Source organism: Shewanella vesiculosa (assembly GCF_009994065.1).
Lineage (GTDB): Bacteria > Pseudomonadota > Gammaproteobacteria > Enterobacterales > Shewanellaceae > Shewanella > Shewanella vesiculosa.
Genome location: NZ_JAACSD010000012.1, coordinates 94,735 through 120,274, shown reverse-complemented (window position 1 = coordinate 120,274; position 25,540 = coordinate 94,735). Strand labels below are relative to the sequence as shown.

Annotated in this window: 18 protein-coding genes; 12 read left to right on the top strand and 6 right to left on the bottom strand. The window is 43.0% G+C overall.

The genetic code is table 11. The annotated features are described in order from the left end of the window. Positions 1-233 precede the first annotated feature (233 nt). The 4 genes from gshA to GW828_RS13945 all read left to right on the top strand — a co-directional run bounded on the left by gshA (position 234) and on the right by GW828_RS13945 (position 4,338). The gene (gene gshA / locus GW828_RS13960) at positions 234-1,877 is read left to right on the top strand and encodes a glutamate--cysteine ligase (protein WP_273058024.1); all 1,644 of its coding nucleotides are present in this window, start codon (positions 234-236) and stop codon (positions 1,875-1,877) included. Positions 1,878-1,880: 3 nt separating this feature from the next. Beyond that, positions 1,881-2,315, top strand: a complete 435-nt coding sequence (locus GW828_RS13955; RefSeq protein WP_182697911.1) for a hypothetical protein — start codon at positions 1,881-1,883, stop codon at positions 2,313-2,315. Positions 2,316-2,389: 74 nt separating this feature from the next. After that, on the top strand, positions 2,390-3,007 hold the full coding sequence (locus GW828_RS13950) for a transglycosylase SLT domain-containing protein (RefSeq protein ID WP_124017565.1): 618 nt from the start codon (positions 2,390-2,392) through the stop codon (positions 3,005-3,007). Between the two features lie 152 nt (positions 3,008-3,159). After that, the gene (locus GW828_RS13945) at positions 3,160-4,338 is read left to right on the top strand and encodes a methyl-accepting chemotaxis protein (protein ID WP_273057992.1); all 1,179 of its coding nucleotides are present in this window, start codon (positions 3,160-3,162) and stop codon (positions 4,336-4,338) included. Between the two features lie 100 nt (positions 4,339-4,438). Here the strand turns inward: GW828_RS13945 and purK are convergent, their stop codons facing one another. Together purK and purE are read right to left on the bottom strand one after the other, a co-directional pair. Then, the gene (gene purK, locus GW828_RS13940; protein WP_182741756.1) at positions 4,439-5,524 is read right to left on the bottom strand and encodes a 5-(carboxyamino)imidazole ribonucleotide synthase; all 1,086 of its coding nucleotides are present in this window, start codon (positions 5,522-5,524) and stop codon (positions 4,439-4,441) included. Continuing rightward, complete coding sequence (gene purE, locus GW828_RS13935) at positions 5,524-6,015, bottom strand: 5-(carboxyamino)imidazole ribonucleotide mutase (RefSeq protein WP_182697914.1); 492 nt, start codon at positions 6,013-6,015, stop codon at positions 5,524-5,526. The genes purK and purE overlap by 1 nt, the downstream gene beginning before the upstream one ends. Before the next feature lie 484 nt (positions 6,016-6,499). Here purE and GW828_RS13930 point away from each other — a divergent pair, with 484 nt between their 5' ends. The 4 genes from GW828_RS13930 (at position 6,500) to GW828_RS13915 (ending at position 13,163) form a co-directional block, all read left to right on the top strand. Continuing rightward, a complete protein-coding gene (locus tag GW828_RS13930) occupies positions 6,500-8,281 on the top strand; it encodes a vWA domain-containing protein (protein ID WP_420542428.1) in 1,782 nt (593 codons plus the stop codon). Positions 8,282-8,371: 90 nt separating this feature from the next. Then, a complete protein-coding gene (locus GW828_RS13925; RefSeq protein ID WP_182722103.1) occupies positions 8,372-8,920 on the top strand; it encodes a sigma-70 family RNA polymerase sigma factor in 549 nt (182 codons plus the stop codon). Beyond that, positions 8,917-9,699, top strand: a complete 783-nt coding sequence (locus GW828_RS13920; RefSeq protein ID WP_273057990.1) for a hypothetical protein — start codon at positions 8,917-8,919, stop codon at positions 9,697-9,699. The genes GW828_RS13925 and GW828_RS13920 overlap by 4 nt, the downstream gene beginning before the upstream one ends. A 167-nt stretch (positions 9,700-9,866) precedes the next feature. Then, complete coding sequence (locus GW828_RS13915) at positions 9,867-13,163, top strand: S41 family peptidase (RefSeq protein ID WP_273057989.1); 3,297 nt, start codon at positions 9,867-9,869, stop codon at positions 13,161-13,163. Between the two features lie 91 nt (positions 13,164-13,254). Here GW828_RS13915 and GW828_RS13910 read toward each other — a convergent pair whose 3' ends face one another. Beyond that, a complete protein-coding gene (locus GW828_RS13910) occupies positions 13,255-13,692 on the bottom strand; it encodes an OsmC family protein (RefSeq protein WP_124017558.1) in 438 nt (145 codons plus the stop codon). Positions 13,693-14,149: 457 nt separating this feature from the next. Between GW828_RS13910 and GW828_RS13905 the strand changes: the two genes are divergently transcribed. Then, positions 14,150-17,140 (top strand): TonB-dependent receptor, encoded by a 2,991-nt coding sequence (locus tag GW828_RS13905; RefSeq protein ID WP_273057988.1) that lies wholly within the window; start codon positions 14,150-14,152, stop codon positions 17,138-17,140. Positions 17,141-17,424: 284 nt separating this feature from the next. Beyond that, entirely contained in the window at positions 17,425-21,762 is a 4,338-nt protein-coding gene (gene pulA / locus GW828_RS13900) for a pullulanase-type alpha-1,6-glucosidase (RefSeq protein ID WP_273057987.1), read from the top strand. A gap of 68 nt (positions 21,763-21,830) precedes the next feature. On the opposite strand, the gene GW828_RS13895 is transcribed toward pulA, so the two are convergent. Continuing rightward, positions 21,831-22,481, bottom strand: a complete 651-nt coding sequence (locus GW828_RS13895) for a DsbA family oxidoreductase (RefSeq protein ID WP_182697919.1) — start codon at positions 22,479-22,481, stop codon at positions 21,831-21,833. Positions 22,482-22,906: 425 nt separating this feature from the next. On the opposite strand from GW828_RS13895, the gene hpf reads away from it, so the two are divergent. Beyond that, entirely contained in the window at positions 22,907-23,263 is a 357-nt protein-coding gene (gene hpf / locus GW828_RS13890) for a ribosome hibernation-promoting factor, HPF/YfiA family (RefSeq protein WP_011636558.1), read from the top strand. A gap of 155 nt (positions 23,264-23,418) precedes the next feature. On the opposite strand, the gene GW828_RS13885 is transcribed toward hpf, so the two are convergent. Further along, entirely contained in the window at positions 23,419-24,141 is a 723-nt protein-coding gene (locus GW828_RS13885) for a YebC/PmpR family DNA-binding transcriptional regulator (RefSeq protein ID WP_124017554.1), read from the bottom strand. Between the two features lie 401 nt (positions 24,142-24,542). On the opposite strand from GW828_RS13885, the gene GW828_RS13880 reads away from it, so the two are divergent. Beyond that, on the top strand, positions 24,543-24,788 hold the full coding sequence (locus tag GW828_RS13880; protein WP_182697920.1) for a TIGR02922 family protein: 246 nt from the start codon (positions 24,543-24,545) through the stop codon (positions 24,786-24,788). Positions 24,789-24,876: 88 nt separating this feature from the next. Here the strand turns inward: GW828_RS13880 and GW828_RS13875 are convergent, their stop codons facing one another. Further along, positions 24,877-25,473, bottom strand: a complete 597-nt coding sequence (locus GW828_RS13875; RefSeq protein WP_124017552.1) for a TetR/AcrR family transcriptional regulator — start codon at positions 25,471-25,473, stop codon at positions 24,877-24,879. Positions 25,474-25,540: the final 67 nt, after the last annotated feature.

Genomic DNA, 25,540 nt, shown 5'->3' with positions numbered 1-25,540 from the left:
ATTTTAAAATAGGTTGGGCTATATTGTATGCTTTAATCGTAATATCATTCTGTGTCGGTTAATGAGTGAATAGCAGAGAATGTTTAAGGATCCATTAACGGTGACATAGAGTGTTGCCGTTTTTAATTTCACCCTCATAAACACGCTAATTATACTGAGTTACACTTTTTTCGCGTTTTCAGTAATAATCTCGTTTATTATCAGGTCCAGCTGTTTACTCGCAATGCGAATCCATAAAAGAGAGTAGTAAATTGAAGTCTTTCAATGAAAAAGTCGAACACTTAAGCGACACTCAAGGCCGTGAGGCTTTATTGGGCATGTCACGTGGTATTGAACGTGAAGCATTGCGTATTGATGAAAATGGCCATCTAGCACAAGACGAACACCCAAAAGCGCTTGGTTCTGCTCTTACTCATTCGCGTATCACTACCGATTATAGTGAAGCTTTATTAGAATTTATTACGCCGGTAAGCCACAGTGTTGATGAGTTATTAGATGGGTTAACCCAAACCCATGCATATAGTGTGCGCAATTTAAACGGTCAAAAATTGTGGCCTGTCAGCATGCCATGTTACGTCGGTGACGTCAGTGATATTCCGGTTGCACGTTATGGTAGTTCCAATAACGGTAAAATGAAAACGCTATACCGCAAAGGATTAACCCATCGCTATGGTGCGTTAATGCAAATTATTTCCGGGGTGCATTTTAATTTTTCTGTGTCGCAAGATTTATGGCAATGCCTGTATGACGACAAAATTGCTAATGGCAATGGCAGCGCTTGTTGCAGTAAAAATATTAGCCTTGAAGATTTTATCTCAGAATCCTACTTCGGCCTTATTCGAAATTATCGTCGTTTAGTGTGGGTATTACCGTATTTGTTTGGCTCGACGCCGGCATTATGCAGTTCGTTTATTAAAGATCAAGATGTCGATTTTGAGTTTCAAAAAACCGGTAAAGGCACCTTGTATCTGCCTTATGCAACGTCACTGCGCATGAGTGATTTAGGTTATACCAATAAAGAACAAGACACGCTGAATATTAGTTACAACTCATTGCCTGAATACCTTGAGGGTGTGGGCGCTGCGATTAAGATGCCCTCGAAAAGTTTTGCTAAAATCGGCATTAATGTCGATGGAGAGTATCGCCAACTCAACAGCAATATATTACAAATTGAAAATGAGTTTTACGCCCCCATACGCGCTAAGCGTGTGACCAAAAAAGGTGAGAAACCTTCACAAGCTTTATCGCGTGCAGGGGTTGAGTATATTGAAGTGCGCGCTTTGGATGTGAATCCATTTAGCCCTGTTGGTATTGACGCCACTCAAGTGCGTTTTCTTGATCTGTTCCTGTTGTATTGCCTATTATCTCCTTCTGAAAATACTGATGAGGTCGGTGAGGCTGAAATTGCCGCTAACTTAAAAGCCGTCGTATTAGAAGGCCGTAAGCCAGGACTTGAACTACAGCGTAATGGCAAAAATATTGGATTAACGCAATGGATGCATGAACTCTTTGCACAATTAGACACTATCGCTAAGCTGCTCGACGGCGATGATAGCTATGCCTACAAAACTGCATTGAATACTTGGTCAGAAGCCATTGATAACCCAAACAAAACGTTATCAGGTCGAGTGATGAATGAGGTCGTCCTTAAAGGTACCGATCACGGCGTGTGGGTTAAACAATTGGCTAATGATTACCACGAGTTTTTAAGCCATTACCCATTAAGTGATGAGATTACAAAATCTTATGAGGATGAGGCGAAAAAATCTTTACTTGAATTACAAAGTTTAGAGGCTCAACCACAAGATAATTTTGCGGTTTTCTTACAAAATTATTTTAATGATGTTGTTCCTGCTGGCACTTTCGAGGCGAAATAAGCGATGCAATTTTATTCATCTTGGCGAGCACTGCTGGTTGCGGGCGCGGCATTGGCTATTCAGGGCTGTGCCTCATCGCCAGATGATATGGTTGAATGTGGTACTGTGTCGAGCTATGTAGAGCCCGACAACAGTGCTAATTTATATCGTGTCGTGGTCACTCATTTAGACGGCGTGCCAGTTATTTCAAGACCGAATTATCTATTATCGCCAGGCGAACATACATTTACTGTGGCAGAACTGATTAACTCACCAGATTTGAAAGTGTCATTATCAGCTCGTAAGGTAAAAATGCTTTCGGTTAATGTCGTTGCCGAGCAGCAATACCATATAGCGGCTAAATTCAATACCGATAAAATCTATATTGGTCAAAATCAAGGCTATTGGCAGCCAATAGTTTGGCAAACCGAATTCCATCAATGTGAAATGAAACGCTAAGCATAATTGCATTGATTTTTAATTGATGTAAAACTAAATCCAGAATCAATATCTTAGGTGCTGGTAGAGGTGTTATGAAGTGTTTTTTAGGTATCGTTAGCGTTGTTTTATCTCTGTCATTAGCGGGCTGTGCCACTTCGCCTCCAAAAGAGCCTGATAATTTATGTTCTATTTTTAAAGAACATCGTTCGTGGTATGACGCAGCGGTTAATACACGTGAAAAATGGGGCGTGCCTGTACATGTTCCTTTAGCGATGATGTATCAAGAAAGTTCTTTCAAGCATAATGCTGCACCACCAATGGAATACTTTTTAGGTTTTATCCCCACAGGACGTGCCAGTGACGCTTATGGATATGCGCAAGCCAAAACCATGACTTGGAACGATTATGTTCGTGAAACAGGTAACAGTTGGTCTAGCCGCAGCGACTTTGACGATGCGATGGATTTTATGGGTTGGTTTATCTACAAAACAAATAAAATTAATGGTGTATCCAAGTGGGATGCTAAAAACCAATACTTAAATTACCATGAAGGCTGGGGCGGTTATAAACGTGGCAGCTATAAAGCCAAAAAATGGTTAGTCCCGGTAGCGAATAAAGTCGATCAACGTTCAAAACGTTATGCTGCGCAATATCATCAATGCAAAGAGAATTTAGATTCGTCATGGTTGTGGCGATTATTTTTTGATTAACCATATAGCCTCCTTGTGAGGCTATTTATTGTGCGTAAAACATCCACTTACTCCTTAAATACACTCGATTGTAATAGTTGTGTTTACATTTTGTTAAATCGTCAATATCCTGCATTGTGTAAAATGTTGTCAACGATATTGCGGATCCCAATATGCAAACTCAAAATAATAATAAATTGCAGTTAAAAGTGGTGCTACTTCCGGCGTTATGCCTGATGCTAGCAATGTTGGCGATTTTTTTTATGTCAGCGCCAGTTGATCAATCTACGGTGTTAATCTTGCTAGGGTGCACTTTAGTGATCCAGTCAGGGCTTGGCTGGTTGTTATTTAATCAAGCGATTAACCAGCGTTTAGCGGCACTTCAAGATTATTTAGCCTTGGTCGTGAGTACTGAAACCGCACCACAGAAGCGCCTAGTCGATCCGATTGATGATCAACTCGGTCACATTACTAACCAGTTCAGTGCCTTTATTGAAGGCTTAAAAGTCGTTTTAGCTGAGATTAGACAAGATGTACAAACTTTTCACCATGGCTCACAGGTACTCACTGAGCGAATGAGTTTAGCCGAGCAGTCGATTAGCAATAGTCATGGTGAGAACGAACATATCACCTTATCTTTAAACGCCATTACTCAAACCGCAGATGACTTATCCTTAAGTGCTGATGACCTTAAATCGACCTCAGTTAACCTGACCCAGTTATTACAGTCTGGTAATCAAGACGCCATCGCCAATCACCAAAGTATGACTGATTTCACCAATGGCATTGATGTTATGGTGAACGACTTAGATCTACTCAATAAAGACAGTCAGAAAATTGGTAGCGTACTTGAGGTGATTAAAAGTATTGCAGAGCAAACTAACTTATTGGCGCTTAATGCCGCTATCGAAGCCGCTCGTGCGGGTGAGCAAGGCCGAGGTTTTGCTGTGGTTGCTGATGAAGTGCGTGCATTAGCCTCGCGCACCCAAGAGTCCACCGTCGAAATACAAACCATAGTGGAAGCACTGCAAATTAAAGCTAATAATGCGGTTAATGGCATCAGTAAAAGCCAGCAGATAAGCCAAGTCGGCCTGCAACAATGTCAGCGAGTCACTCAAGCATTTGATAATATTGAAGTGGTATTTACCCAGCTTGACAGTGTCGCTAGCAACATTGCTGATAGTATTTTGGGCCAGCAAGCATCGACTAATTCAATTAACCAACGCGCGGCAAAAATGTCGAGTTTAAGCCAAGATGTTCATGACCATTTAACTGTGATTGCCGAGCGGGCGCAACAGCAAAAAGTCACAGCTAACAAGCTTGATCAAGAGTTAACCCGAGTGTGCGTGTAGTTGTGTTTGCCGCTAAAAAAACACACAAAAAAAGGAGCCTAGGCTCCTTTTTGATTAACGTGTTTATTGCCAAGCGCTTGGCAAATTGACCGGGCAAAGTTTACTTGGCAAACTCAGCTAAAATCCAATCTAATGGTGCTTGATACTGTTGTGGCATCCACGTTTTAAGCTGATTGATACTGTCAGTCAGCATAGGGTTATTATGCACAGACAGATTCAAATGACCCACTTTGCGCCCCACGCGAACTTCTTTGTTATACCAAAACAGCTCCGCATTAGGCAGGCTTAACCAGCGATCGTCTTTATCAACGCCGATAAGGTTTACCATCACGCATTGAAAATTCACTTGTGGCTGATGCAAAGGTAAGTTACATAAAGCCCGTAAATGCAATTCAAACTGATTGATATGACAACCCGCTTGGGTCCAATGGCCAGAATTATGCACCCGCGGTGCTAACTCATTCACCATTAAGTGTTCACCAACACGGAAACATTCCATTGCCATTACACCGACGTATTCAAGACCATGCATGACCTTGCTTAGCATGTCTTCCGCTTCAGCTTGCAAAGGTGCTAAGCGGCTTAATGGCGCGATAGAGGCCATTAAAATGCCGTCTTGGTGCAAGTTAAGTGTTAGTGGGTAGAACAAACAGCGGCCATCTTGAGTGCGAACACCAACTATCGACACTTCTTCATCGAAGTTAATCGCTTGTTCGGCAATTGCTTCGTTGCGCCAATCGGCAGGGATGGTTGTCGATTCTGCCTGTTTTAACCAATGTTGGCCTTTACCGTCATAACCGCCGGTGCGACGTTTTAATAATACCCGCTCACCATAAGCCTTATGCAGGGCTTCGGTGCTGGTATTGTCATCGACTAATTGCCAAGGTGATGTGGCGACAGCTAATTCATCGAGCAGACTTTTTTGAGTAAAGCGATCCGCTAAACGACCAAATACTGGACCATTAATAAAATGTGGGTGTTGGCTGAGTTGTAAACTGAGCTGTGACTCTGGCCATTGCTCGCGTTCAGCGGTAATGATGTCATCAGCTTCTAGCGGTAATTGCGCATCTGATGGCGTCATAATGTCAACTGGACGCACATTAATGCCTAACGGCTGGCCAGCATGACTGAGCATGGCGCCTAATTGACCGTCACCCAATACCCAAAGATTTTTTGGCAAAGTCATTAGTCTTCTCTCGGATCGGGATTATCAAGGACCGAGCGGGTTTGCTCATCACGAAATGCTTCTAAACGTTCAGCTAAAGCGGCATCGCTAATCGCCAAAATTTGACTGGCTAATAAACCGGCGTTAAATGCACCAGCAGTACCGATAGCCAAGGTGCCAACGGCAATCCCTTTGGGCATCTGTACAATAGACAATAGACTGTCCATGCCAGATAGTGCTTTGCTTTGTACTGGGACACCCAGCACAGGCAAACGAGTTTTAGAGGCGATCATGCCAGGTAAATGGGCTGCACCACCTGCGCCACCAATAATGACTTTATAGCCTTTATCGGCAGCGGAACTTGCAAATTCCATTAGCTTGTCAGGTGTTCTGTGAGCTGAAACGACTTCAACATGGTAAGGCACTTGTAACTTATCCATAATTTCAGCGGCGGCTTCCATCGTAGGCCAATCACTTTTCGAACCCATTACAACAGCAACTAGGGCTTGCATGTTAACTCCTTAACGTACTTATTCTATTAGTATATTTAGTTAATTCGCTCATCAGGATACCGCGGCGATTAACGTCAATATTAAGGCGATAAAAAAGGTGCTAGATAATAGCATAAGCCGTGCTCTGTTGGCTGCAATTCAGTGTTTTATGAGGCTAACACTCAGTTTCTAAATACGAAAACTAAGCTGGAACATCCAAGTTATCACTCGCTCAGATTTTTATTGGTGCTGGTTTCAATCGCGACGAAATGATCATTTAAATAACCCTTTTTACTTATCTCGTCGTTATTAGTCGCAAACGCCATCTTGTTTGATTACCGCCAGTAGGCTTATAGCCAATCGAGTGATCACAAATGAGTTGATGAAAAGCGCTTAATAAAAGCAAAATGATGAGGGAAACAGCATGAACACTAAAATAAGTCATAACCTAAGTTATCACTGCAAGCGGTTACAGCACAGTGTGTTAACCATAACGATAAGTGCCATGATTGTTAGTGGCTGCGCACCAGAACCCAAAGAAGGCTCTCAATCTAAGGCGCAAGATGCGACGATTGAAGTTGAATCATCACTTCAGCAAGCGTCAAGCAAACAGGGGCAGATACAGGCTTTGAATGATGCATCACCAGTTTCATACCAACAAGCAGCCAGTCTTGTCACTGAAGAACGGCAATTAACACGCACAAAAGCCATTGATCATCCAGCTGGTTATCGCAATGTCTCTTCCTTGGAGGCCAAGAGTCGTAGCATGACATTGCTGCCAAGCAATAATGATAAGTTTGCATCGGTAGTGCAAAACGGCAACATGGTTGCGGGTGAAACACCTGTATCAACCTTTTCAATTGATGTTGATACAGGCAGTTACAGCACCACGAGAAAATTGATTAATCAAGGTCAGTTGCCGCTTAAAAATAGCGTCAGAGTAGAAGAGCTGGTTAATTATTTTAGTTATGATTATCCCGCACCAACAAGAGAGAATACGCCGTTTAGTGTGACAACAGAACTTGCTCCTTCACCTTATAATCAAGATACTCAGTTACTGCGGATTGGTATTAAAGGTTATGACATTGCGCCCGATAAGCTCGAAGCCAGCAATTTAGTGTTACTTTTGGACGTGTCTGGTTCAATGTCATCTAACGATAAATTGCCCTTATTGAAACAAGCACTGCTGATGCTCAGTCAGCAGTTATCGGCGCAAGATAAAGTGTCGATTGTGGTGTATGCGGGAGCCAGTGGTGTGGTGTTAGACGGTGTCGCTGGTAATGACTTTAGCGCGATTAACATCGCACTGAATCAGTTAAGTGCGCAAGGCGGCACTAACGGTAGCCAAGGGATTCAGCTGGCGTATCAAATAGCACAAAAGCACTTTATCGAAAACGGCAGTAACCGCGTTATTTTGGCCACAGATGGTGACTTCAACCTTGGTATGACAGATCATCAGCAATTAGTTGATTACGTTGCCAGTCAAAGTAAAAAGGGGATTGGCTTATCAACCCTAGGTTTTGGTCTAGGCTCCGGCACTGCCAGTTATAACGACCATTTATTAGAGCAATTATCAAATAAAGCCAATGGTCAGTATGCCTATATTGATACCCTCAATGAGGCCAGAAAAGTCCTTGTTGATCAACTTCATGCCACCCTGCTAACCATTGCTCATGATGTCAAAATACAAATCGAGTTTAATCCAGCTGTCGTGTCAGAATATCGCTTAATTGGTTATGAGAATCGTATGTTAAATCGCAGTGACTTTAACAATGATGCCGTCGATGCCGGTGAAATTGGCGCCGGGCATACTGTGACTGCTTTATATGAACTGCGTTATAACGACAGCCATCAGCGCTTAGTTGATCCACTGCGTTATGCTCAGAGTCAGTCAGAGTCGGTTAGTGGGGCTAAAGACACTAATGAAAGTCGAAGCGGGCAGTTAAGTACTGTGAATGAAGTGGCATTTTTAAAGTTGCGCTATAAAGCTATTGGCGAACAAGCTAGCCAATTAATAACTTATTCGATCAGCCGTGATCAGCAGTTAACACATTTACACCAAGCCAGTGATGATTTTCGCTTTGCTGCCGCCGTCGCCGGATTTGGCCAATTACTTAATCATAATGATTATGTCCACGATACTGATTATACTAAGTTAATTACGCTTGCAGAGTCAGCTATGGGCCAAGACCATTTTGGTTATCGCCATGAATTTGTGCAAATGCTTAAAACCGCGAGTGTACTTTCCCAAGCGTTAGCGCCGGGTGTCAATCGGCTTAATCAATAAGTGCATAATTAAAAGGATTAAATAGTGTCAACATTGAAACAGCCTACGCAACAGACTTTTGCCATACAAGCCGGCAGTGACGAGCAGCTGATGTTAGATTATCAGGCCGGCGATATGGATGCCTTTGAAACCTTGTACCGTAAGCATAAAGGACCTTTGTATCGTTATTTTGTCCGCCAATTACATCAACAGCAGTTAGCAGAAGATTTATATCAAGATACTTGGGGTAAAGTGATTACTGCTGCAGCGCAATATCAGGTAACGGCTAAATTCACCACATGGTTATATAAAATTGCCCACAACTTATTGATAGATCATGTGCGTGCGGTTAAGCCACTGGACAAGGTGGCCCCACTTGGTGAAGACGAGACTATGGATAGCCTAGAAGCTGATAGCCAAGCCTCACCAGAGTCGCAATTACAGCAACAGCAACAAGTCGATATGATGAAGCAATGCATTGCAAAACTGCCGCCTGTACAAAAAGAGGCTTTTTTACTCAATATCGAAATGGGTATGACCGCTGCCGCGATAAGCGATATTGCTAATGTGACTTTAGAAGCCACAAAAAGTCGTATTCGATATGCTTATCAAAGTATTAAGCAATGTATCGCTAACCAATGGCAGGAGACATCATTATGAGTCAGCAACAAGATCATGATGCAGAGTTCACTGCATTACAAACAGAAATCAAAGATGCTTACCATCAGCAACCTTTAGAGCAGCCATCGGCTGAACTGGATGAGGCTATTTTAGCCAAGGCGCGAGCGGGAGCTCATGTATCTGCTCAAGGCAAAAAGTCGACAAAGTCACTGTGGCAACGTAATGCCTGGGCATTTTCAAGTGCTGCATCAGTGTTGCTGGTGGCTGGATTGTTTATGTTAAATCCAAGCATACAGCAGCAAGTGGGTATCGACCTTGAGCCGAGTTCATCGGTACAGCCTGCTTTATTACAACAGACTAAGAGGCTTTCAGCTGATGCTGCAACCGAAAAGTCGATAGTGGTAGAAGGTTTATCGAGCAGTGCCGAGCGTGGTGAAAATCAACCTCTCAGTCGTGGCGCCGCCAATATCGAGTCCGCCAGTGCTGCGCCAGCACAATCGGATACAAAACAAGCTGTTGTCCCCAAAGGCAATGAAGCCCAATCGCCAAAAAATGCGCTTGGATTACAATCGCTTGCTAATAAAAAAGAGGTGCAATTGATGAAGCAGCAAGATGAAAGTTCACTAAAAGGTGATATTCATTTAGATACGCCTGATGTCGCATTGGCCCGATTAAGCGTATTAATGGCAGACAATAAGCTGATTCAGGCGGAACGTTATATGCTCACTATCGATCAACGCTTCCCTGAGCTATCAGATCCGTCGCATCCACTTTATGAGCAATACCATAAAATTAAACTGCAGCTAACCTCTCGATAATTCACGCATAACACTCGTGAAAATACTCTCAATAACCCAACGGCTAAGCAAATACTGCTTAGCCGTTTTTGGTTACATTTTTGTGCTGCAAAAACAGCCATAACTCTGCTAACGTGAAGCGATAAATAAAAACAGTCTATTAGACTTAATAAAGGAAGCTCCTCACCATGAAACTTCGCCGCTCTGTTGCGCATTGTATGCTGGCTTTAGGTACTTTAGCGTGTTCATCAATGATATTCGCCAATGCCTCTAATCAAGGTTATTACCGCGCTCCTGCATTACACGATCAAACCTTAGTGTTTACTGCCGAAGGCGATCTTTGGACTACTGAACTCAGTCAAAACCAGAACCAAACTAAAGCCAGTCGCTTAACCAGTTTGGCGGCAGAAGAGTTGGACGCAACAATTTCTAAAGATGGTAAATGGGTGGCGTATACGGCCAATTATGAAGGCGCAACCGAAGTGTATGTGATGCCTATTGAAGGCGGCGTAGCTAAACGCGTCAGCTTTGAAAACAGCCGAGTGCGATTACAAGGCTGGACCGCATCTGGCGAAGTATTGTATTCCACCGATAACGCCTTTGGCCCAGCTAACTTTTGGGTGCTTAAAACCGTTGACCCACAAACCTTAACCATTACTGATTTACCTTTAGCTGACGCCGTTGAAGGCACCATAGATGATAAAGGCGAGTATGTGTACTTTACCCAATTTGGTCTGCAAGTCAGTGGCGATAATGTCAAAGTATATCGCGGCGGCGCTAAAGGTGAGATTTGGCGTTATAAGCTAGGCAGTAAACAAGAAGCCCAGCAGTTAACCGCAACCCATGACGGCTCAGTTAAACAGCCGATGCTATCTAATGGTCGAGTTTATTTTGTTAGTGATCAGTCCGGTAATGACAATATTTGGTCAATGACAGTCGATGGCAAAGATTTTATACAGCACACCAAATATACCGACTGGCAAGTGCGTGATGCCCAACTTAATAATGGTCGTATTGTATTTCAGCAGGGCGCCGACATTAAGTTACTCAACTTAGCGAATTTTACTGAGTCAACATTAGACATCGAGCTTACCAGCGACTTTACTCATCGCCGCGAGCAGTGGGTTAACGACCCAATGGATTATGCCACCTCGACAGTGTTTTCGCATCAAGGCGATAACGTGGTCATTACCGCCCGCAGCCATGTGGCAATTGCCAGTAACGATGGTCGCCGTTTAGTGCAAATAGACTCTCCCGCCGATAGCCGAGTACGCGATGCACTATTAAGCGATGATGGCAAATGGGTTTATGCCATTAGCGATGCATCTGGTGAGCAAGAAATTTGGCAATATCCAGCCGACGGTTCAGCTGGCGCGAAACAGCTCACCAAAGATGGCAGCACCTTACGCACCAGCTTGTCGTTATCGCCAAATGGCCGTTATTTAGTGCATGATGACTACATGGGCAATGTGTGGTTATACGATTTAAGCCGCAACAATAACCAAAAAATTATCCAAAACGGCGAGGGGTTAGGCCCTTATCAAGACATTACCTGGTCTGGCGACAGTCAGTTTATTGCCCTAACCAAGGCCGAAATTGGCAAACAGCGTCCGCAAATTGTGTTGTATTCCATTAACGAATCAAAAGCACAAACCTTGACCTCAGACAAATACGAGTCGTTTTCACCCAGTTTTAGTCACGACGGTAAATGGTTGTATTTCTTGTCTAATCGCGAATTTAAAGCCACCCCAGACTCGCCTTGGGGTGACCGTAATATGGGGCCGATATTTGATAAACGCACGCAAGTGTTTGCCTTAGCATTAGATGCTAAAGCGTCGTTTCCGTTTGCCAAACCAACCGAGCTTACTGTTATCAAAGACGCTAAAAAAGACGACAGTAAAGACCAGGATACCCCAGCAAAAGTCAAAGTAGAGTGGGACGGATTAAACCAACGCTTATGGCAAGTGCCAGTAGATGCTGGTAACTACAATAGTTTAGTCGCAACTAAAGATAAGCTGTATTTATTGGATGGCAGCCAAGATAAAAGTGAGTTAAAACTGATTAAGTTTGATCCGCTCAATATTAAGGTTGATACCTTTAGCGAAGATGTCGGCCAATATTCGTTATCAAAAGATGGCAGTAAAATTATGCTGCGCAAACAGTCTGACCCTAAAAACCTTTTGATTGTTGATGCTGGAGACAAACTGCCCAGCGATGTATCACGCGCCAAAGTCAGTACTGACCAATGGCAGTTAAGCATTTCGCCACCACAAGAATGGCAGCAAATTTTTGAAGATGCATGGTTAATGCATCGTGATTCGTTTTTTGACCCGAAAATGCGTGGTGTAGATTGGCAAGCAGCCAAAGCCAAGTATCAGCCTTTGGTTGATAGGCTGACCGATCGTAATGAGCTGAATGACATTTTCATGCAAATGATGGGTGAACTTAACTCATTACATTCACAGGTGCGCGGTGGTGATATTGCTCAAGACGCCGATGCCGCCAAAGCTGCTGCATTAGGGGCTAGGCTGACACAAACCGACAAAGGTGTTGTGATAAGCCATATTTATCAAACCGACCCTGAATTGCCATTGTCGGCATCACCCCTAGCACGAATTGAAGTGGACGCTCAAGAAGGTGATGTGATTGCCAGCCTCAATGGCAAGAAAGTCACTAATATTGCTGATGTAACGCAATTACTGCGTAATCAAGGTAATAAGCAAGTGTTGCTGGGTTTAGTTCGTGGGAAAACAGCTATCAATACCATAGTAACGCCCCATGATATTGGTACCGATGCCAAGCTACGTTACCTTGATTGGGTTGAGCATAACGGTGACAAAGTAGCCAAAGCCTCTAAAGGTAACATTGGTTATTTGCACTTGTATGCCATGGGCAGCGGTGATGTTGAAAGCTTTGCTCGCGAGTTTTATACCAACTACGACAAAGAGGGGTTAATCATTGATGTTCGCCGCAATCGTGGTGGTAATATCGACAGCTGGATTATCGAAAAACTGTTACGTCGTGCGTGGGCATTTTGGCAGCCAACCCATGGCAGCACGAATGCAAACATGCAGCAAACTTTCAGAGGCCACTTAGTCGTATTAGCTGATCAAATGACCTATTCAGATGGTGAGACTTTTTCTGCGGGAATTAGAGCGCTAAACATTGCGCCTATTATTGGTAAACAAACTGCAGGCGCTGGAGTGTGGTTATCGGGTCGAAATTCGGTGACCGACAAAGGCATGGCGCGGGTAGCAGAATACCCACAATATGCCATCGATGGTCGTTGGATTGTTGAAGGTCATGGGGTGGAACCCGACATTGAAGTGGATAATTTACCTTATGCCACTTTTAGCGGTAAAGACGCACAACTTGAAGCAGCGATCAGTTATTTAAAAGATGAACTATTACAGCAACCTATAAAGCCATTGAGCGGATTACCTATACCTAAAACAGGTTCTGCGGCAGACATTAAAACCAAGTAACCTCACATTGGTTTAAGTAAAACAGTAAAAAATAACCCTCTCACGCATAATGCTGAGAGGGTTATTATTATTGATTTATCACAACAAATACTTAGTGTTTTATTTCAACTTCGCATGCTAATGAGTTAGCAATAAAGCAATTTGCATGGGCTTTTTCATGTATTTTAGCTAACGTTTCTTCGTCAACGTCAACCCCTTGTGCAAATGTCACTTTTGGCGCTAATGTCATTTTAACCACGGCCACTTTGCCCGCTTCATTTTTACCTAAATCAGCAGTGGCATTATCAACATAACTGGCCACAGGCAGCCGCTTTAAATGGGCAATCGCTAAAAAGGTCAACATATGGCATGAAGACAAAGCCGCGAGCAAACTTTCTTCTGGATTCACTTTATCCGCATTGCCTTTGTATTCTGGCGCAGATGACGCTTGAATGCTTTGCCCTGTGCCAAACTTAACCTCATGATCGCGATTAAATTCACCTTCTTCACTAGGTGAAGACTGCCAATTTACCGTTAATTTAAAGCCCATTTTGTACTCCCCAAACCCCATTAAAGTGGTATTTATAACAACTTAATATAGCGTGTATTACCGCTGAACAGCGGGTACTTACCAAACGGTAACACATCTGTATTGATTCAACACCAAGCGTACCCCAATGTCCATTAATTTGATCTGAATAGTCAAATTGAAACACCCACCTAATGTGACTAAATCGTGGTAATCAATGTTGCGAAACCGCTATGCATCAAAGTGAGTTAGATAACTTTAAAATCAGTTGCTTACATGGTTAACATGACTATTTGGTTATGTGTTTTAAAACAAGCTTATGTTATCAATTTGTAATGAATACGTATGCATTGTGTTGTGTGTTATTCAAGCTAATGCCTAGTATATCGGAATAATAAATGTCTAATATTTAGATTTGTCTGCGCGAGATAACTGAGTATTGGATCACTAATAAGTCGATATGGTGAGGGAAAAACCAATGCTCAAAAGCAAACCCAGTTTATTGTCATTAGCCTTAGTGGCAGCAGGTGTGAGCGTGATGTTCATGCCTCATATTGCAATGGCTAATGATGATGTTAATCCGCTTGAACAGCCAAGTGCCGCTAAACAAAGTATTGAAGTCAATAAGCCTGCGACGACGGCCGATGACGCTAATGCAAGTGAGCTTGTCGCCACCAGTGCTGTAGTCAGTCTTGCAGCAAGTGACGAGCCGATTGAACGTATTGCGGTCAAAGGTTACAGCCGCAGTCTCATTGATTCACTTAACTCAAAACGGTTTAGTGACACAGTGTCAGAGCAGTTGTCGGCAGATGATTTGGGGGCATTGCCTGATGTATCAATGGCAGATGCATTAACACGTTTACCGGGGATTTCTGCAGTACGTACTGGTGGGCAGGCGGCAGAAATTAACATTCGCGGCATGTCTGGTGGGTTTGTATTTTCGACCTTAAATGGCCGCGAGCAGGTATCAACCAGCGGTTCGCGCAGTATTGAGTTTGACCAATATCCCTCTGAGTTGATTAGCTCAGCAGCGGTTTATAAATCGCCTAAAGCATCGCTTATTGAAGGCGGCGTTGCAGGTACGGTTGAGTTACAAACCGTCAGCCCACTGAGTATTGATAAAGATTATAGCTTTGTTATTAATGCCCGGGGTATGCATAACGATCGTGCCAGTGAAGTGTTTGGCGCAGAAGAATATGGCAGCCGTTTAAGCTTTTCTTACCAAGGTAAGTTTTTAGAAGATACCTTAGGTATTGCAGTCGGTTATGCCCGCCTAGAACAGCCCAGTGTTGCCACCCAATTTATTGGCCTAGCGTACAACGACTCAAAAGAGCTAGATGGTCTGGCAAACGACACTAACGGCCCAGTTGATAACCCAGACTTTGAATACATCAGCGAAGGGTTTGAAATGCAGCATTTAGGTGGCGTTGAAACTCGCAATGGTTACATGGGCGCAATTGAGTGGGCACCCGTTGATAACTTTGTGGTTAAAGCCGATGCATTTATGTCTCGTTTTGACAGCGAATCATTTGCACGAGGATTTCGAGCAAAATTGGGTGGTCGCAATGCCAGTGTCGCCAATCCTGTATATGATGGCAACAGCGTGATTGGCGGTACGTTTAATCGCACCTCTAAAAGCTACACTCGAGTTGAAATTGTTAACGATGACAACCAAGATTTTGATGAAGTAAACAGTTTTGGTGTCAATGCGGATTGGCAAGTTACCGATAAGCTAAATGTCAATCTTGATGTGTCGTTGTCGTCAGCCAAAAGTGACTTCCGTAATGGTTTATTGTGGTCAAATGTGGCCGTCGATGCCAATGCCGACACACCGATATTCGATGAAAATGTGTCAATTAGTTACTTGCTCAATGGTCTAGATTTACCCGACATTGGTTTTAATCAAGCGGAGGCTTTTTCTGATGTAGACCGAGTGATGGTCAGCAAATACGGTATTTATCCTTTTGTGAATGAGGATGAAATGAAAGCCTACCGAGTCGATTTTAAATACGATTTAGAAACCGACATTATATCCAGTGTAGAATTTGGTGCCCGTTATTCAGATCGTACTTACTCTAATAATCGTTCGGTATTTGAATACGGTAACGACGGTGCTTTTTCAAAGTCTGAGCCACCGCTTAAACTGACCGAAGACATGACAACAGTTGTCGATTGGCAAGGTGATTTTAGCTACTTTCCTTCTTACTTAGCGATTGATTTAGACGCAGCATTAAATGCTTGGTTCCCTGATGGTATTCCACAACCGGTACAAACCTGGGGTAATGCAGACGGGGTTGTTGATCCTCAAGGCTATACCACTAACTATTCTTGGACTGTTTTGCAAAGTGGTGAAGTGTATGAAAAAGTGATATCTGCCTATGTGATGGCCAATATCAATACTGAAATTGGCGGCATGCCAGTGACCGGTAATATTGGTGTGCGCATGGTTGATACCGATCAATCTGCCACTATGCTACAAAACGTTGATGGCGATATTAACCTCGGTGCGCAAAATATTACTGACAGTATTGGCATTATCAACCAAAACTATGTGTCGACGGTTCAAGGTATCAGCTACACCGATTACCTACCATCGATTAACTTAAATTTTAAAATCACCGATGACTCTCAAATCCGCGTCGCGGCTGCCAAAGTCATGTCACGCCCGCCAATTAACCGCTTAGCGGGCGATATCAGTGCGTCGGTATCAGACGATGGCAAGATTAATGGTTCGAGCACTAATAACCCATTTTTAATGCCATTTTATGCCGATCAATATGACCTGTCTTACGAGTACTATTTTGATGAAGGCGCCTTTGTTGCGGCGGTATTCTACAAAAATATAGACTCATTTATCGACACGATAGCCATTGAAAACTTCGATTTTCAAGCGAATGGTTTTAACGTGCCAGATTACATTGTCGATGAGATCAGTGGTGAACAAATTGCCACCACTAACGGTACCTATACCACCGCCGTTAATAATGCCAAAGGCGGTTATATTCGCGGCTTAGAACTGGCTTACACCCAAGTGTTTGCCTCACTTCCTGATGCATGGTCTGGCCTAGGCTTTAATGCCAGCTATTCGTATACCGAATCAGAAGTGCAGTCTATTACCAGTCTTGGTGGTGAAACCACAACTCAAGACCTACCGGGCTTGTCTAATAACGTGGTCAGTGCAACCTTGTTTTATTCCTATGAAGGGTTTGAGACTCGTGTCAGTGCGCGTTTTCGCGACGAATTTGTGTCTGAGCAAGTGGCCATTAATGAGCAAGTGGTGAACTTTGACGCAGAAACCGTCATCGACTATCAAGCATCGTACCAAGTGAATGACGGCTTAGGCCTGCTGTTTCAAGTCAATAACCTCACCGATGAACCGACTAAAAGTTATTTCGGTAATCAAAATAAAACCGGCACTTTACAGTACTTTGGCCGCGAATTTTATTTGGGGTTCACTTATGCCATGTAACCAACAAGCGGGTTTATTGCTTAATCTGAACTCGGGATGAAGTGTGAATTTATAACGATAATAATCAAAACCTTAACTAGATTTCACTGTCAAACTTGTCATTTGTTTTACTCACAAGGTGAATTAACGCGTCAATAGCGAGCCTATGGCAAATTAATTCAACGCAGTTAGCAAGACAAAGGCTGTTTGAAAGGCGTTTATTATCTCGAGTTCAGGTTACTTATAAAAACAAATAAAAATTATCCGATTGCCAATGGGCAACATGCGATAGGGAGAAGTCAGTCATGATGACTAAATCAATAATGTCGACGATCAGTGTATTTGCGCTAAGTATGGCCACACTGATGGGGTGTGGTGGTGATTCGTCAGCTCCAGGGGAAGTATTATTAACTTGTAATGTACCCAATGTGCCTAATGCCGCGGGGACTGAATGTGTGGCGCCGCCGCCACTAAGCTGCCCAGCACCTAAATTTCCAGATGCTAAAAATGAGAGTTGTATCGTTGGCTACAATTCTGAACTACCTATGCCTGTTGTGTTGGCTGGGCCAAATCAGGCTGTGTTGTATTACAACCGTATCAAAGACAAAGACAACAGCAGCAGTAATCCAAATTATCCCGGTTATAAACTCCACACTTGGAATAACGACACCTGCGATGCCTATGCGCCTCCATATGACTCAAGCGACTGGGCCAATGGTCACTCGTTCGATGGTATCGATCCCAACTATGGTGCTTATTGGCTAATTAACCTAAAAGACGGCTACAGCGACTGCGGCAACTTTATTATCCATGTTGGGACCGAAGGTTCGGGTAAAGCGCTGGGTGACACAGACTTAACCATGAACCTTAAAGCTTATGAAGATGATAGTGCGCCAGAAGCACAGTTTAATCGGGCTAACTTCACTATTCATGGTGAAGGAGATGTGTATGATTATCCTATTTTAGACGTTGGGTTTTCTATTGATGGTGCCAGTGCGCATTGGTTAGATCAAAACACTTTTGTATGGAATGAGCCTGCCGACGGCGTGGCGAAGTTTGTCTTACATCACTCATCCACCGCGGGTATTGAGGTCGATAACGACGGTAATATCAATGGGGCGCAGCTAGAGTTAATCGAAACTGAACTCAGTGATGCACAAAAAGTATTAGTGCCACATTTAGCAAGTTGGCCAGCCTACCAAGCTAGCTTTACTGCCGATGAAGCGAAAGCCATGGCCAAAGAGCAGCTGGTGCTGGTGGCTTACGATAGTGATAACAAACCCATAGCAGCAACAAATGTGCAGGTCGCTAAAGTGCTCGATGACTTGTATACCAAAGGTGATAATGACGCCGACGAGGCTAATTTAGGTGTGATTTATGACGGCAGCAACATTAGCGCCAACGTATGGGCACCAACGGCAATATCCGTTAATGTAAAGATTTTTGACAGCGCTAAAAAACTCACTAAAACCCACGCAATGACCTTAAATGCAGCAAGCGGTATTTGGTCCTTTAGCGGTGACATGAGCTTAGACCGCCAATACTATCGCTATGAGCTGAAGGTATATCACCCCATTTCGAAGAAAATAGAAACCCTAGAAACCACCGACCCTTACTCATTAAATGTGTCTACTAATGGCCGTTATAGTCAGTTTATTCATTTAAGCGATGCTGATCTCAAGCCCGCTGGGTGGGACGGTCATACGGTAATGACTGTTGAAAATCCTGAAGATATCGTGATATACGAAGGCCATGTGCGTGACTTCAGTGCTCGGGATGAAAGCACTTCTGCAGCGAACCGTGGTAAGTACCTAGCATTTACCGAGACGGGGAGTGCGCCAGTTGAGCATTTACGTAAATTGGCTGAGACAGGGGTAACACATTTTCATGTGCTACCAACAACGGATATTGCCACTATCGATGAAGATGTCACAAAACGCATTGAAATCACCGATACACTCGGCAAATTGTGCACCCAAATTAGCGATACAGCTAACGCCTGTAAAACTCAAGATAAAGCCGCGACAATCGCATCTATTTTAGCTGACTTCTTACCTGGTTCTGCAGACGCACAAGATTTAGTCGGCGCGCTACGCAGTTATGACGGTTTTAACTGGGGTTACGATCCGCATCACTTTATTGCACCAGAAGGCAGTTATGCCTCAAGCCCAGAGGGTATTGCACGAGTTAAAGAACTGCGCGCCATGAACCAAGCGCTGCATGAACTTGGCTTACGTGTGGTACTCGATGTGGTCTATAACCATACTAGCGCATCGGGCCTATGGGATAACTCAGTATTTGATAAGCTTGTACCGGGTTACTACCACAGATATAACGAAATCAGCGGTAAAATAGAAACCTCTACCTGTTGCGATAATACTGCTACCGAGCACCGTATGATGGATAAGTTTGTCACCGACTCTCTGGTGATTTTAGCTAAAGAGTACGGTTACGACGGCTTCCGTTTTGATGTGATGGGGCACATGCCTAAAAGCAGTATTTTAGCCGCGCGTGATGCTGTGCAAGCGGTTGATCCTGATAACTATTTCTATGGCGAAGGTTGGAACTTTGGTGAGGTTGCCGACAATCGCTTATTTGAGCAAGCTGTACAAGCGAATATGGCGGGTTCTGAAGTAGGAACGTTTAACGATCGTATCCGTGAAGCTGTGCGCGGTGGGGCATTATTTGCTACAGACAAAAAAGATGATTACTTACGTGATCAAGACACCTTACGTTTATCCATGGCAGGTAACTTACAAAACTACGTGTTAAAAGACTTTAACGGTAACTCAGCTAAAGGCAGTAGCTTTAGCTGGAACAGCCAGCCAACAGCTTACGCGTTAGACCCTGCCGACAGCATTAACTATGTGTCCAAGCACGACAACGAAACATTATGGGATATTTTACAATACAAACATGATGTTGGTTTATCACTTGAACACCGCGTTCGGGTACAAAACATTGCCGCAACCATTCCATTAATGAGCCAAGGTATCCCCTTTTTACAAATGGGTGGCGACATGTTGCGCTCTAAATCGATGGACCGTAACACCTATGATGCCGGCGATTGGTTTAACTGGGTCGACTTTACCAAAAACAGCAATAATTGGAATGTTGGTTTACCGTTAGCACAAGATAACGAGACTAAGTGGAGTGTGATTAGTGGGATTTCGGCTAACCCCAATGCTGCTGCATCTATGTCTGAAATCGATTTTGCATCATCGGTATTCAATGAGTTCTTGGCCATCCGTCAGCAAAGTAAATTGTTCCGTTTAACCACAGCGCAAGACATTATCGACCGAGTGGGCTTTCATAATATCGGTAAAAACCAAAAGCAGGGCGTGATTGTGATGAGCATTGACGACGGCGCAGGCTTAACCGATATCGATCCAAGCGTTGATGCCATTGTGGTGATGGTTAATGGTAGTGCTCAAGAGCAAACTCAGACCATTGCCACCGCTAGCGGTTTTAGCTTGCATGCAAAGCAGCAAGCGTCGATAGACAACGAGGTGCAAAACGCTAGCTTTACTCAAGGAGATGGTGAAGGCACATTTACCGTACCCGCTTACACCACAGCTGTGTTTGTTAAAGTACAAGGCGAAATGCAAGGCGAGGGCTTAACAGCCAATGCGACAGCAGGCGCACCAGATGTCGTCCCTTTTGGCAGTACAGATGTATTTGTGCGTGGCGATATGAATGGCTGGGGTGAGGTTGATAAGCTCACTTATGTCGGTAATGGCGAATACCGTATTGCGATTACCTTAACTGCAAATAGTTATAATTTTAAACTGGCATCAGCAGATTGGAACACAGTTGATTTTGGTGCAATTTCTAGTGATGTGGCCGTTGTTGATGAAAACGTGGCTGAATTGCTTGCTGCCAAAGGAGCTAACATGACCTTTACAGCATCACGTGACGCAACCTACGTGTTCTCATTAAATGCGGCAGACAAGCAGAACCCTGTGTTATCGGTATATAACCAAGAGCCTTTTGCTGACACCCCAGTATATTTACGCGGTGACATGAATGGCTGGTCTACCGATAATGAAATGGTCTATTTAGGTGGCAGTATATATCGTGCTGAAGTCATGGTTACCGCTGGAACCAAAGGCTTTAAAATGGCCTCTAGCGACTGGGATAGCGTCGATTATGGTAGCTTAGATGCCGATGGCACCGTGCAGCTGAGTATTGGCAAAGCACTGGCTGTAAAAGGTGGCAATTTAAGCATCAATATTGAAACAGATGCGATGTACAGTTTTACCTTTGATATGAGTAATCGTAATGCCCCTATTTTGACCATCGACAAAACAGACATGTTTGTCGGTAATACCGTTTACATTCGAGGTGGCATGAATGGCTGGGGCGAAGTAGATGCATTGGCCTATCAGGGATCATCTATTTACCAAGTCGATATTGCGTTAGCTGCTGGCGATAATGAATTTAAAATCGCGACAGCAGATTGGTCGACAATTGATTTTGGTGCAATAGCAGGCGATGACGCTGTGAGTGAAGGTTTGTTGAAAACCTTAGCGAAAAAAGGCGCAAACATGCACTTTAATGCCACAAGCGCCGGTACCTATCGCTTTACGGTAACAGGTCCAAGCTCTGAGTCACCTACTTTATTAGTGACAAAGTTGAACTAGGTTTAGTGATTATCCAGTAAACACAAAACCCAGCGCAAGCTGGGTTTTATTTGTTTAATTAAAACGGTTTAAGCGTCTTCTGTCGTCAGTTTACTAATTAATTCAGCAATCGTGTCGGGATCTTGTGCGCCAGAGACTAAATATTGTTGATTAAACACAATGGCGGGGACGGCTTGGATCCCGCGGCTGATCCACAGTTGCTCTTCCTCTTTTACCGCAGTTTCAAAGCGTTTGTCTGTGAGCACTGCTCGTGCCTCATCAGCATCTAAGCCTACCTTTGTGGCTGCTTCAATGAGAACTTCAATGTCATCTGGGTTTTTTTGATCAGTAAAGTAGCTGCTGAACAACGCCAGTTTCAATTCAGTTTGCTTGCCAGACTCTGCCGCCCAATAAAGTAGCTGGTGGGCCTGTAGCGTGTTATAAATTCGCGATGCGTCAGAAAAGTTAAACTCAAAGCCTAAATCGGCACCCATTTGGGTTAATCGTTGACGATTTTGTGTACTTTGTTCCGGTGTTGAGCCGTATTTCTCGGCAATATGTTCACCTAAGTGTTGTCCTTCAGGCCCCATTGCGGGGTTTAGCTCAAACGGATGCCACTGCAATTTAACCTCTAAATCGTCAAATTGACTCAATGCTTGTTCAAGTCGGCGATAACCAACAATGCACCACGGGCACATTACGTCAGAAATAATATCGATTTGCAGTTGATTCGTTGCCATAGGGATCCTTTATAAAAAATTAATTCGACTTCATTTACTAAAGTCTAAACAGATAAAAAATGTATAGTTGCTTACAAAGTAACTGCTTTTAGTGGTTATTTGTTTGGTTTGTAATCACTTGTGAGAACAAGCCAAAAGTTGCAACCTTTGTGACATTATTGTGTCTATACTTAATCAGTAATCTGATGTTTAATCAATGTAGGGGTTAGGTCAATTTGATATACCCCATGCACGTTTATTAATGGCACAGTGATAAAGTACGCAAGGAGATATAAAACACATTATAGACTTGAGTACTTGTGACGCAAAGCACATGCCCTATGTCTAAATATGTCAGTCTGCATTTGTGCAACACCATTATTTATGTCAGCATGCAGTTGTGACACGCGATAAATTTGGCAAGTAAATTCTTTTAAGGACAATCTATGAAAATAAATCTTTCTGGTCACCATGTTGATGTTACAGACACTGTCAAACAACACGTAGATGAAAAATTCGCTAAAATAGCTAGCCATTTCCCCACGCTTATCTCGCTAGATATCATCATTGCTAAAGAGCATGGTGAATATGATGTTGAAATTAGAACTAACTATGAAGGAACTCGCATTGCTGCTAAAGGTACTGATTTAGTCATGTATCCCGCTATAACAAGCGCTGCTAAAAAACTCGATGCGGCACTAAAGCATCGTAAAGGTCAATTGAAAGCAGATTTACATGAAAAACCAGATGTAACTGCACCAGAAATTGCTTACGAAAAAGTTCAAGAAATGGACTTACGTTAAGTACATTCGTTGATTAAACGACATTAAAAAACGCAGCCTAAGCTGCGTTTTTTAGTTTGGTCTGCTCAAAACACTAATGCTAGGGAAGATGACGTTTGGCTCGCGGCTAAGTCATCTAGTTCCTAGACTTGTAGCGTTTCTCGTTTTAGCGAGTTTTATTCTTCGTTAATCTCAGCGTTGTGATAAACGTTTTGTACGTCGTCACAATCATCAAGAGCAGCTAAGAATTTTTCAAAACTTTCAATGTCTTCGCCAGTAAGTTCTGTCATTGTTTGTGGCACAAATGCTAAATTTTCTACCTTAAAATCAATCTCTGGAAAGGCTTCAGTTAACACTGTGCGGGCATTGTTAAACTCTGACACTGGCGCAAATACGCTGATGATGCCATCTTCAAGCTCTACATCGGCAACGTCGACGTCAGCCATCATAAGCAGTTCTAAAATAGCTTCATCGTCATCACCATCAAATACAAATACTGCTTGATGTTCGAACATATGGCCAACAGTACCAGGGCTACCTAACTTGGCATCATTTTTAACAAATGCTTGGCGAACCTGAGTAAAAGTACGGTTACCGTTGTCTGTTAAGCAATCAACAATCACCATACAACCGCCAGGTCCAAAACCTTCATAGCGGGCGGTATCATAATCTTCACCACCACCGCCACGAGCTTTTTCAATGGCACGTTCAATAACGTGTGCCGGAACTTGATCTTTCTTTGCGCGGGCAATCAAGCTACGAAGAGCTAGGTTACCATCTGGGTCAACGCCACCTTTAGCGCAAATGTAAATCTCTTTACCATAGCGTGAGTAAATTCGTGTCTTTTGGCCGGCGGTTTTCGCCATGGACTCTTTTTTATTTTGATATGCTCTGCCCATCTTAATCTCGTTTTTTAAATGTTTAAGGCTAAAAATTGTCATCGATTCTAACAGGAATTAGTTGTGCTGTTTAGGTGCAGGATCTAAATTTCACGTAAATAGGCTTGATAATACGATAAATATTATTAAATTCAGTATTCGCACCTCGTCTCATTAGTGAATAATTTTTATACTAACATCTCAAGCCTGTTAATTTTATGTATCAATTACTTTGAATCAATAATACAATTTAAACATAATTATCATTTAATGATAAAATACAATAATAAGTTGAAAGGTTTTTTTGTTGTCTAAAATCAATAGATTAAGTGTTTGCCTTTTGATAAATAGATGAGTTGATGAGCTAGGTTATCAATATCATTTCTACCCTGAACCAGTATGCTGTAAATGAGAATGCGAATATGAAATCTGAATCTGCTGAAGGTCAAACATCAACTGCCACTGTGACTATTTTGTATTATGAAGCGCCTGTTGGTTTAGAAATGCATAATGCTGTCATGACCGATTTACATGTCAGCAACACAGGACGCGTAATGATCCCAGAATCATTTCGTCGAGGTAAGTCAATTATTGCGGTGTTAGAGGGTGAGTGCAAAATACTTAACTCGTTAGGTGAGCGTGTTTATTCACAGCGTGTATTGAGCTAAGCACTTATTGATTCTAAACCTAAAAAAGACACCACAATGTGTCTTTTTTGGTTATAGCTATGATGTTTGCTATTTAGCAATATGGGGATTAATCATTTGATTCACAGCGTAATAAATCATTTAATAGCTTATCTGCCAAAGGCTGTAATACTTGCATATTAGGTTCGGTATGAGCCACCGTTCTTAAACCGTATATTCCCATCACCAAATATTGCGCTAAAAACTGACTGTCGCTGTCTTGTGCGATTAACTTCTGTTTTTTTGCTGTATCAAATACTTGCGCTAACGACTGCTGCCACAGCTGCAAAAATTCACAGGCCATAAGTCTAATTTGCTCGTCTTGCTCGCCCATTTCACTGAGTGACTTGGTTAGTAAGCACGACTGGGTCGCATCGCAGCTTAAACATTCTTGTACGATTAGGGCTAAATATGCACCTAAGTTGTCTACCGCTGAATCATCATTGGCAAATAGCTGCTCAAATTGCTTACTGCGATCTTGTTGATATTGCTCAATTGCAGCAATAAATAAGCCTTTTTTATTATCAAAGGCACAGTAAATTGATCCCGGATGTAGTCCCGTTGCTTTGGTGAGATCTTGCATGCTGGTTTTAGCGAATCCATTCACTAAAAAGGTGCTCATAGCAGCACGTAAAACAGTTTCTCTATTAAATTCAGCGTGTCTCATATATGGTCACTTCTGGTCAACAACAAAGCGTGATAACTCATCACACTTGAGTCTAACTAAATTTTAC